Below are 10,158 nucleotides of genomic sequence, written 5' to 3' on the forward strand. Positions count from 1 at the left end.
TTTGGAAGCTTTTTTGGTATTACAAAAAAAGGTAAATTAGCATTTTTAACAAATTATAGAAATCCTTCTTTATTAAAAACAGATGCACCATCCAGAGGCCTAATTGTATGGAATTATCTAACCAAAAATATAGATAAAAATATTTTTATAAAAAATTTACAACCGGAAAAATTTAACCCTTTTAATTTTGTATTTGGTACAATTGATGAGCTTTATTATTTTTCCAATATTAATAAAGAACTACTCAAAATAAAACATGGAATTCACACGTTGAGTAATAGTTTTATAGATGCAAATTGGCCCAAAACGCAAAAAGCAAAAATAAATTTTCAAAATATCATATCATCAACTAAAAATCAAAATACACTAATTGATTCATTATTAGAAATGCTACATGATACCACAAAATTTAAAGATAATTTACCAAATACAGGTATTGATAAAGCATTTGAAATAGAGCTTTCTTCGATTTTTGTTAAAACTCAAAATTATGGAACCCAATACTCGTATGTCTTAATAATAGACAATAATAATAAAGCTATCCTTACGGAAGAAAATCATATCCAAAAAACAAAAGAAACATTTACTTTTGAAATTACTTGAATCCGATTATTACATAATCATTTAATACTCACAAGAAAAAATGGCGCGCCCGAGAGGATTCGAACCTCTGGCCCACGGCTTAGAAGGCCGTTGCTCTATCCAGCTGAGCTACGGGCGCTTATAGTGGTCGGGGTGAGTGGATTTGAACCACCGACCCCCTGCTCCCAAGGCAGGTGCGCTAACCAAACTGCGCTACACCCCGTAAAAACAGCTTCAATTTTTTATCATATTTAATCTAAAATTGCAACACTTTTTATTTGTCAAATTATTTATTTTAAATTAAAAATACAATTTGCAAGTTTCTAAAACTTATGATATATACAAACAAGGAGGTAGAAGATGCTTAGTGAAACCCATATTATTCTTGTAGTATTACTTGTGGCTTTGATTTTTGGCGCAAGAAAATTACCAGAAATTGGGGCGGGGTTAGGAAAAGGTATTAAAAATTTTAAAAATTCCATAAAAGATACTAAAGAAGAAGAGCCAGAAAAACTCGAAGATAAAGAAAACACAAAATGAAATTCTTAATAAAACCAATCATTGATAAATATTTAGAAAATAAGTCTTATGAGTACGTAAATTATAGTATAGATTATCCTCCAGAAGCAGTATTTGGCGATTACTCAACAAACCTTGCAATGGTTTTAGCAAAAAAAATTAAACAGAATCCCATAAACATAGCACAAGACTTTAAAGCTTTTTGTGAAAATTCTGAATTTAGCAACAAATTTAAAATCAAAATTGAAAAGCCGGGTTTTATTAACTTTTTCCTAACCAATGAAACCATATCTAAAGAATTTTTAACATTGTCGCAAAAAAAAGAGCTATATTTCAAATTGAAAGACATACCAGAAAAAAAGATTCAAATAGAGTTTGTTAGCGCTAATCCAACAGGACCACTTCATATAGGACATGGCAGAGGTGCTGCAATAGGAGATAGTTTAGCAAGAATACTGAGCTTTTTAGGTTATAATGTAGTAAAAGAATATTACATTAATGATGCTGGTTATCAAATGCATATGCTTGGTTTTTCAACTTTCTTACGATACAAGGAGTTGCTTGGTCAAAAAATAGAATTTCCACAAGATGCTTACCAGGGAGAATACATAAAAGATATTGCACGTGATTTAATAAAAACTTACCAAGATAATTTACTCAGTATGGATAATGCTATCGACATCTGTTTAGATAAAGCTAAAAACACAATTATGAATGATATACTGCACGATATGGAAAATTTTAAGGTAACATTCGATGTTTTCTTTAGTGAAAGTAGTTTATTCCAAAACAACGAAGTAGAACACACCATTGAACTTCTTAAATCTAAAGGCTTTACTTACGAAAAAGATGGTGCTTTATGGCTTAAAACAACACAGTTTAACGACGACAAAGATAGAGTCCTTATAAAACAAGACGGCAAATATACTTATTTATCAAGCGATATTGCATACCATAAAAACAAATTTTTAAAGCGTGGATTTGATATGGTTATAGATATTTGGGGCTCAGATCATCATGGTTATGTTGCAAGACTTAAAGCTGCGCTGGAAGCTTTAGGTATTGATAGTAAAAAATTGATTATTTTACTAGTACAATTTGTAAATTTAATCCAGGAAAATAATAAAATTTCTATGTCAACAAGAAAAGCTACATACATAGAACTAAAAGAACTTATTAAAGAAATTGGCACAGATGCTGCTCGATTTATTTTTGTATCAAAAAGCATTAATTCACATTTAGATATAGATATTTCACTTTTAAAGAAAAAATCTATGGATAACCCGGTTTACTACATACAATACGCTCATGCTCGAATTATGAGCATTTTAGAAAAAAGTAATTGCAATAACGAATTAGATGAAAGTATGATCAAGCTTTTGCAAGAAACTGAAGAAATTAATCTAATTAAATCTTTACTTCAGTTTAAAGAGTATTTGCATGATAGCGCAAAAACTTTAGAACCATATCTGGTTACAAAATCTTTGCTTATGATTGCAGAAAAACTACATCAATTTTACAATAAACACAAAGTTATTGGTGAAAATAAAGATTTAAGTTGTGCAAGGGTGGGATTAATTAAAACCGTTGCTTTTGTTTTGGCTTTGGGTCTATCATTAATTGGTATTCAAGCAAAGAACAAAATGTGAGGTTATTATGGATCAAGAAAAATTTAAATTTGATCAAAGCAACCAAAACTCACAAAGAAAAACGAGTTTTGGAATTTGGACATTGATTATCTCAATTATAATTGCTTTTGGTTTTGGCTATGGTATAGGTTTTGTTTCATCTGCTTATTTTAGAAATATCAATATAAACAAAGAACTTGCAAGTAATATACAGATACTTCAAGCTAACAACACTTCATCTGCCGAACCACAAAAACCAAAATCAATTACAAATAACCAGGCTAAAATAACTATTCAAACAAATAGCACAAATACCACAAAATCTGAGATAAATGCAATTGTTAACAGTCTTGTCAATCAAACAAATGAAACCAAAAGCTCAAAAACGCAAGAAATCCAAAAATCTGCGCAACAAATAGCTACACAGGCTAAACCAAAAATACATGAAATTAAAAACTCAACTACAAACGTTAATGAACAAAAAGTACCTAGTCAGCAAAAGGTACCTAAAGAACAAGCCAATTACATCGTTCAAGTTGCATCATTTCCTGATAGATCGAAAGCATTAAATTTGGTTATTTCACTTATCCAAAAAGGCTATAATGCTTCAAGTGAGCAGACAATAATAAATAATACTCCATACACAAGAGTAATAATAGCAGTTCATAGTCTTTCACAGGCAAATAAAATTGCAGAAAAATTAAAAACAGAAGGCATAACAAATTTGCCTATAATATATGAGAGGAAACAATGATACCTTATCCAAACATTAACCCTATAGCTTTTTCAATTGGACCATTTCATATTTTTGGTAAAACAATCGGACCTTTTAATGCAAGGTGGTACGGTATAGCTTATGCATTAGGTTTTTTAATAGGATATTTTTATATCAAACACAGAATAAAAATTTCTGATTATTTTAAAAACAAATCGATAGCAGATGATTTGATATTTTATTCCATAATAGGAGTAATAATTGGTGGTAGGCTAGGCTATGTGCTCATTTATAACTTTGCTTATTATATGAATCACCCGCTTAGAATATTCTATGTATGGCAAGGTGGGATGAGTTTCCACGGTGCTTTAATAGGCCTTGTTCTGGTAGGTTTGTATATCTCCAAAAAATACAATGTAAGGTTTTATAAACTTGCAGATGAAGTTGCTGTTATAGCGCCAGTTGGTATTTTTTTTGGAAGAATTGCAAATTTTATAAACGATGAATTGTGGGGTAGGCCATCAAATCTTCCATGGGCAATTGCTTTTCCAAGAGGTGGATACATTCCAAGACAACCTTCTCAGCTTTACGAAGCTTTATTTGAAGGTCTGATATTATTTTTGATCTTATATTTTTCGCGTGATAAACTCATCAAAAAAGAAGGCTTTTTATTCTGGCTATTTGTATTATTGTATGGAATATTCAGATTTTTCGTTGAATTTACAAGAGAACCAGACCCCCAAATAGGTTTTATTCTGGGTCTTACCATGGGACAGTGGTTGTGTTTAGCCATGATACTAGTATCTACAATTTCCTTTATTATCCTCAGAAAAAAATGGAAAAATGCTACTTGAAGAAATAAAATCATTAAAACTTAAATCCATAGAAGATAAGAAAAAAGAGTTACCTTCTCATATATTGGAAATGGGTCTTAATATGCTATATAAAGAACCAATAGATTTAAAAAAAATATTTTCAAAAGATTTTTGTGAAATAATAGAAATAAAAAATTTTGACCAAGATAAAACTTATAATATAGCTGAAACTGCAAGTGCTCTTATTATCAATTCTGATGATGTATTTTTATATGGTTCATTGGAAAACATTTCCTTTGCCAAAGAAAATTTTAATTTACCAGTAATAGCAAGAGACTATTTTTTAGAAGAATATCAGATTTATTTAATCAGGATTTACCAGGCAGATGGCATTATTATAGAACCAGCTTTTATTGATGATCAAACATTGGAAAAAATTTCATTATTAAGCCTTGCTATGGGTATTGAGCCAATATACGAGATACGAACAAAAAGTGATATAGACAGGCTAAAAAAATTTGATTTTGCAAACATGTTTATTTTTGAAAATGAAAATTTAGTAACAAATATTAAAAAAACTGAATTCAACATTTTTTACGATACTACAATAAATAAAGAAAAATTAACTGAAAGGGGGGCAAAAATATTTATCAGGGTTTTGATTTAGATGAAATTAAGCAAAAAACCATATATTTTGTTGGCATTGGCGGTATTGGAATGAGTTCCATTGCACAATACCTGCATACAAAAGGTTATAAAATAAAAGGTTCAGACCAAAGCGAAAATAAAAATGTTGCTGCATTAAAAGAATTAGGTATCAAAGTCAATATAGGACATTTTCCGCAAAATATAACAGACGATATAGCTCTTGTTGTAATATCATCTGCTATAAAAGAAGACAATCCAGAAGTTATCCAGGCCAAAAAAAACAATATAAGAGTTTTAAAAAGGTATGAATTACTGGCTTTGCTTTTTAATGAAAAATTTGGTATAGCAATTGCAGGTTCTCATGGAAAAACTACAACCACATCTCTTGCCACAGAACTTTTATGTGAAGCATCTTTTAATCCTACCGCTATTATTGGTGGTAAAATACAAAAAATAAAGCAAAATGTAATGTGTGGAAATAGCAATTACTTTATTGCTGAAGCAGATGAAAGTGATGGAGGATTTTTGCTCTTAAACCCTAAAATAGCTATTGTAACAAACATAGACAATGACCACTTAAATTATTACAAAAATTTCGAAAATGAAATAGAAGCATTCAAAGAATTTATCAAAAAAAGTAATTATGCAATACTAAATATTGATGATAAAAATTTATCAAAAATTATTAAGGAATTAAACAAAGAACGCTGTTTTACTTATTCTATTCAAAATAAAAACGCTCATTTTTGGGCTGAAAATATAACGCATACTGGAAAATCAAGTCAATTTGTTGTCCACACACCTCAAGAAAATATTGATATAATACTAAATATACCAGGAATTCATAATATTTCAAACTCTTTAGCAATCGTAGCATTATCCCATATATTGCGCATAGAAAAACATTATTTACAAAGAACACTTGAGTTTTTTAGCGGTGTGGATAGAAGATTTAGTTTCAGATCGTTTTTAAAAGATGGCGTTGAAGTATATGATGATTATGCACATCACCCAAGAGAAATAGAAGCTACGCTTCAAGCAGCTAAACAAACTGCTAAATCTCGCGTTATTGCAATTTTTCAGCCACATCGCTACACTAGAGTACAATCTCTAATGAATGAGTTTGCAAAATCTTTTAAACTTGCTGATGTGGTATTTTTGCTTGATATTTATCCAGCAGGTGAGTCCCCAATTGAGGGAATAAATTCAAAAATACTTGCAGAAAATATCAATAAATTTTCAAACAATTGTATTTATATTGATGACATATCAAAAATAAAACCAATGTTACTTAAAGAAACAAAATCTGGCGATTTAGTAATTACAATGGGAGCAGGCGACATTACTAAACTTTCTTATCAGCTTAATGCTAATGAAACAAATTAAAATAAATACCAGTCTTATAACTTCTTTTAAGCAAAATGGAACATGCATATTAAATTACATAGAAAACATTGATGATTTAAGTGCAGTAGAGCAAGGTAAAATAATTGGCGAAGGGAGTAATATAATAATAAAAAACAATCAAAATTTATACAAACTCTCTAAAACATTTTCATATATAAATATTGTAGATTCTTTGGTTATTGTCGGAGGATCAACTAAAATTAGTCTTATAAATAAAACTATGATAAAAAATGGTTTATGTGGCCTTGAGTTTTTAGGGGGTGTCCCAGCAAGCATTGGAGGATGCATAAGAATGAATGCTGGTGCTTTTAATAAAAGAATTGCAGATTTTTTTGAATACGCTATATGCTATAGTCCAAATATAGGTATTCATACAATTTACAAAAGCGATGCGCATTTTTCTTATAGAAATTCAAATTTTAATGATAAAGTTATCTTAGAAGTTGGGTTAAGACTTGAAAAATCAAACCCGAATCTTATAGAAAAAAAAATAAGAGAAAATATCAAAATAAGACTTTCAAAAGCTCCATTGGTTCGTACATTTGGTAGTGTATTTAAAAATCCCCCAAATATGATAGCTGGCAAATTAATTGAAGAATGTTGCCTTAAAGGTAAAATTGTGGGTGACGCTATGATTTGTAAAAAACATGCTAATTACATAATAAATTTAAATAAAGCCACTGCAGATGATGTTTTATATTTAATTGATATTGTAAAAAATAATGTTTATAAAAAATTTAATATTGAACTGGAAGAGGAGGTAATTATATTATGAGTATATTGGTTGTTTGCGGTGGCGATTCATCCGAAAGAGAAGTGTCTATTAGAAGCGGAGGCGCAATTCACCAGGCTCTTTTAAATTTAAAATATGATGCACAAAAATATATTTGTGAAAATAAAAAAGACTGTATAGAAACAATCTTAAAGAAAAAGCCTGATATAGTTTTTATTGCCCTACACGGTGGATTTGGTGAGGATGGTACCCTTCAGGCAGCACTTGAAATGCATAATATAAAATATACTGGATCAAATTCACTATCCAGCAAAGTTTGTATGAATAAATTTTTTACAAAAGCTATTTTAAAAGAATATCATATACCCACAAAACCAGCAGTTTTAGCAAAAGACATAAAAGATATAGAGAATATAAACAGCTTTCCAGTATGCATTAAACCAAACAATGAAGGCTCTTCAATTGGTGTTGAATTTGCTTATGATAATACTCAGCTTCAAGCAAAATTTAGTGAACTTATAAAACAATTTAAAGAATTAATTATTGAAGAAAAAATTACAGGCACAGAAGTTACGCTTAGTATTTTAAACGGCGAATGCCTGCCTTTAATAGAAATTGCACCCAAGAAAGGTTTTTATGATTATCAAAACAAATACACATCTGGTGCAACGGAATATATTATACCTGCAAGAATCAATCAATCAATTATTAACGAAATTAATAGAATTGGAAAAATAATATATAAAGCATTTTATTGCAAAGGCGCAATAAGAATTGATATGATGATAGAAAAAAACATACCATACGTTTTAGAAATAAATACAATTCCTGGTATGACCCAAACAAGTCTGTTGCCAAGTGCAGCAAAAAGTATAAATATTAGTTTTGAATTATTAGTAGAAAAAATACTAAAATCTGCCTATGAAGGATTTTAAAAATTTTAAAACTTACAAAAAGCCCAAAAAAAATTATTCTATTATTAAAAGAAAAATACTTTTTAAATTATTATTTGTATTAATACTTGTTATTTTTTTTTATGGAATATATCAAGTTTTCTATATCTTGAAAAATTCTCAAGAATCAAAATTACGATATGTATATATAAAGGGCAATAAAATCCTTCAATCTAACTACCTAATCCATAGTTTAGGTATATCCAATAATACAAAACTAAATTCACACTTAAAATTAGATGTTTACAACAAATTAACAAAAAACCCATTTATTGCAAACGCAAAAATTGCTATTATTAAACCAGATACACTCTATATAGACATTAATGAAAAAACACCACTATGTATTATAGATGTCAATAACAAACAGCTACTATTTGCCAATAATGGTCAATATATAACTGACAATATAGATCCTAAAAAAATTAATATTGACAAAATTTTGCATATTAAAATGGCGAATTTAACACCTCAAATTAACAATAAAAAGGTCGTATTAGAGCTTGTAAATTTATACAAAAAGTTAGACAAATTAGAAAAAATTAGTTATATTATAATGGAAGACAATAAGTTTGGGGTTAATTTCAAAAATGGGATTATGGTAACAGCTAATATGTTTAATTGTGATTATGATAAATCAGTAGAAAGGCTTGAAACGATTTGGCCAAAACTTTTGCCTGATGCTGATAAGATTGAAAATGTATCAATATGTTATCCAGATAGAATTATTATAAAATGGAAAACAAAGGAGACAAAAAGTGGAAGATAGCGGTAGAATTATAGTAGGTTTGGACATAGGTACAACCAAAGTGTGCACAGTTGTAGGCAAATATGATTCAACAGAGCTAAGAATAATTGGTATTGGAACAAACCCATCTTCCGGCCTTAGAAAAGGTATTGTAATAAACATAGATCAAGCTGTTGATTCAATCAAAAAATCCATCTTCAAAGCTGAACAAATGAGCGGTATTAAAATAACAAATGTCTATGCTGGCATTTCAGGTAGCCACATACGTTCATATAATTCAACTGGTGTAATAGCTGTAAAAGGTAACGAAGTTACAGAAGCCGACATAAAAAGGGTAATTGATGGTGCTAAAGCTATTATTATACCTCCAGATAGAGAAATTATACATGTTATACCGCAAGAATTCATTGTTGATGAACAAACTGGTATAAAAGAACCACTTGGTATGTCTTGCACCAGACTTGAAGCCAAAGTACATGTTGTCACAGGTGGCGTATCAAATATACAAAATATTATAAAATGCTGTCAAAAAAGTAGTTTAAATGTAGTTGATATTGTTTTGCAACCAATAGCATCATCACTTGCTGTATTAACACAAGATGAAAAAGATATTGGAGTTTGTTTGGTAGATATAGGTGGCGGCACTACTGATGTAGCTGTATTTTTAAACAATTCGCTAAGACATACTTTTGTTTTATCAATTGGTGGAGATCATATAACAAATGACATTTCCGTAGCATTCAGACTACCATATAAAGAAGCGGAAAATTTAAAAATCAACTATGGTACAGCCATGATAGAAGGTAACTATGAAGACGAAACAATCGAACTTCAAAGAAATTTTTCATCAAAAATTAAACAAATCTACAAAAGTGATTTAGCTCAAGTAATAGAACCAAGAATAGAAGAAATATTTTCTTTAGTGAAAGAAGAACTTGATAAAATGAATATTTTAGGATTATTAGGTGCTGGTGTAGTTTTAACTGGTGGAACTGCTATGCTTGAAAATATAACAGATTTAGCGGAAAACATATTTAAATTACCTGTTAGGGTAGGCTATCCTATAAACATTGGTGGTATAAAAGATGCATTGAATAACCCAATGTATTCAACAGCTATTGGTCTTACAATGTATGCAGTAGAAAACAGACAAGAAAAAGGTGATGTTTTGGCAACACCAAATAGTGGCGATACGTCTTTTTCTTCAATCATTTCAAAAATGAAGAAATGGATTAAGGAGATGTTTTAAATGAGTGAAGCAAAGCAAAAAATAACTGAGACAATTCGTGATGGGGCTATTATAAAGGTTGTTGGCGTTGGTGGTGGTGGTTCTAATGCAGTAAACAATATGGTTAAATATGGAATAAAACATGTAGAATTTATTTCAATTAACACAGATAAACAAGCTTT

11 protein-coding genes, 2 tRNA genes and 1 pseudogene are annotated in these 10,158 nt (G+C 29.7%); 12 read left to right on the forward strand and 2 right to left on the reverse strand.

Features of this window, described 5'->3' with window-relative positions; genetic code table 11:
• Positions 1–603: NRDE family protein (locus Q0C22_RS06510; protein WP_291492977.1), on the forward strand; the 603-nt coding region annotated here is incomplete at its 5' end.
• Positions 604–644: 41 nt separating this feature from the next.
• On the opposite strand, the gene Q0C22_RS06515 is transcribed toward Q0C22_RS06510, so the two are convergent.
• Together Q0C22_RS06515 and Q0C22_RS06520 are read right to left on the reverse strand one after the other, a co-directional pair.
• Positions 645–721: transfer RNA gene (locus tag Q0C22_RS06515), tRNA-Arg, on the reverse strand.
• 6 nt (positions 722–727) lie between these two features.
• Positions 728–805: transfer RNA gene (locus Q0C22_RS06520), tRNA-Pro, on the reverse strand.
• A 137-nt stretch (positions 806–942) separates the two neighbouring features.
• On the opposite strand from Q0C22_RS06520, the gene tatA reads away from it, so the two are divergent.
• The 11 genes and pseudogenes from tatA to Q0C22_RS06575 all read left to right on the forward strand — a co-directional run.
• Entirely contained in the window at positions 943–1,122 is a 180-nt protein-coding gene (gene tatA / locus Q0C22_RS06525; RefSeq protein ID WP_025391725.1) for a twin-arginine translocase TatA/TatE family subunit, read from the forward strand.
• The gene (argS, locus tag Q0C22_RS06530) at positions 1,119–2,750 is read left to right on the forward strand and encodes an arginine--tRNA ligase (protein ID WP_291492980.1); all 1,632 of its coding nucleotides are present in this window, start codon (positions 1,119–1,121) and stop codon (positions 2,748–2,750) included. Before tatA ends, argS begins: the two co-directional genes overlap by 4 nt.
• A 7-nt stretch (positions 2,751–2,757) precedes the next feature.
• Positions 2,758–3,483, forward strand: coding sequence for an SPOR domain-containing protein (locus Q0C22_RS06535; RefSeq protein ID WP_291492983.1), 726 nt, complete (start codon positions 2,758–2,760; stop codon positions 3,481–3,483).
• Positions 3,480–4,298, forward strand: a complete 819-nt coding sequence (lgt, locus tag Q0C22_RS06540) for a prolipoprotein diacylglyceryl transferase (protein WP_291492985.1) — start codon at positions 3,480–3,482, stop codon at positions 4,296–4,298. The genes Q0C22_RS06535 and lgt overlap by 4 nt, the downstream gene beginning before the upstream one ends.
• On the forward strand, positions 4,288–4,926 hold the full coding sequence (locus Q0C22_RS06545; protein ID WP_291492987.1) for a hypothetical protein: 639 nt from the start codon (positions 4,288–4,290) through the stop codon (positions 4,924–4,926). Before lgt ends, Q0C22_RS06545 begins: the two co-directional genes overlap by 11 nt.
• Before the next feature lie 20 nt (positions 4,927–4,946).
• Positions 4,947–6,293, forward strand: a complete 1,347-nt coding sequence (gene murC / locus Q0C22_RS06550; protein WP_291493015.1) for a UDP-N-acetylmuramate--L-alanine ligase — start codon at positions 4,947–4,949, stop codon at positions 6,291–6,293.
• Positions 6,280–7,089 carry a UDP-N-acetylmuramate dehydrogenase gene (murB, locus tag Q0C22_RS06555; RefSeq protein WP_291492989.1) on the forward strand — a complete coding sequence of 270 codons (810 nt, stop codon included), beginning with the start codon at positions 6,280–6,282 and terminating at the stop codon, positions 7,087–7,089. Before murC ends, murB begins: the two co-directional genes overlap by 14 nt.
• Positions 7,086–7,982: a D-alanine--D-alanine ligase gene (locus Q0C22_RS06560; RefSeq protein ID WP_291492991.1), complete on the forward strand. Its 897-nt coding sequence runs from the start codon at positions 7,086–7,088 to the stop codon at positions 7,980–7,982. The genes murB and Q0C22_RS06560 overlap by 4 nt, the downstream gene beginning before the upstream one ends.
• Positions 7,969–8,769: an FtsQ-type POTRA domain-containing protein gene (locus Q0C22_RS06565; protein ID WP_291492992.1), complete on the forward strand. Its 801-nt coding sequence runs from the start codon at positions 7,969–7,971 to the stop codon at positions 8,767–8,769. The genes Q0C22_RS06560 and Q0C22_RS06565 overlap by 14 nt, the downstream gene beginning before the upstream one ends.
• Positions 8,759–9,997, forward strand: a complete 1,239-nt coding sequence (gene ftsA, locus Q0C22_RS06570; protein WP_025391717.1) for a cell division protein FtsA — start codon at positions 8,759–8,761, stop codon at positions 9,995–9,997. Before Q0C22_RS06565 ends, ftsA begins: the two co-directional genes overlap by 11 nt.
• Positions 9,998–10,158, forward strand: a pseudogene (locus tag Q0C22_RS06575) (hypothetical protein); the annotation flags it as partial.

The organism is Desulfurella sp. (genome assembly GCF_023256235.1).
In the GTDB taxonomy this organism is placed as follows: Bacteria; Campylobacterota_A; Desulfurellia; order Desulfurellales; family Desulfurellaceae; genus Desulfurella.

What these genes read in the sequence shown, in the direction of transcription:
- tatA (WP_025391725.1), top strand. Translation starts at nt 943, where the DNA reads ATGCTTAGTGAAACCCATATTATTCTTGTAGTATTACTTGTGGCTTTG.
- argS (WP_291492980.1), top strand. Translation starts at nt 1,119, where the DNA reads ATGAAATTCTTAATAAAACCAATCATTGATAAATATTTAGAAAATAAG.
- Q0C22_RS06535 (WP_291492983.1), top strand. Translation starts at nt 2,758, where the DNA reads ATGGATCAAGAAAAATTTAAATTTGATCAAAGCAACCAAAACTCACAA.
- lgt (WP_291492985.1), top strand. Translation starts at nt 3,480, where the DNA reads ATGATACCTTATCCAAACATTAACCCTATAGCTTTTTCAATTGGACCA.
- Q0C22_RS06565 (WP_291492992.1), top strand. Translation starts at nt 7,969, where the DNA reads ATGAAGGATTTTAAAAATTTTAAAACTTACAAAAAGCCCAAAAAAAAT.
- Q0C22_RS06560 (WP_291492991.1), top strand. Translation starts at nt 7,086, where the DNA reads ATGAGTATATTGGTTGTTTGCGGTGGCGATTCATCCGAAAGAGAAGTG.
- murB (WP_291492989.1), top strand. Translation starts at nt 6,280, where the DNA reads ATGAAACAAATTAAAATAAATACCAGTCTTATAACTTCTTTTAAGCAA.
- Q0C22_RS06545 (WP_291492987.1), top strand. Translation starts at nt 4,288, where the DNA reads ATGCTACTTGAAGAAATAAAATCATTAAAACTTAAATCCATAGAAGAT.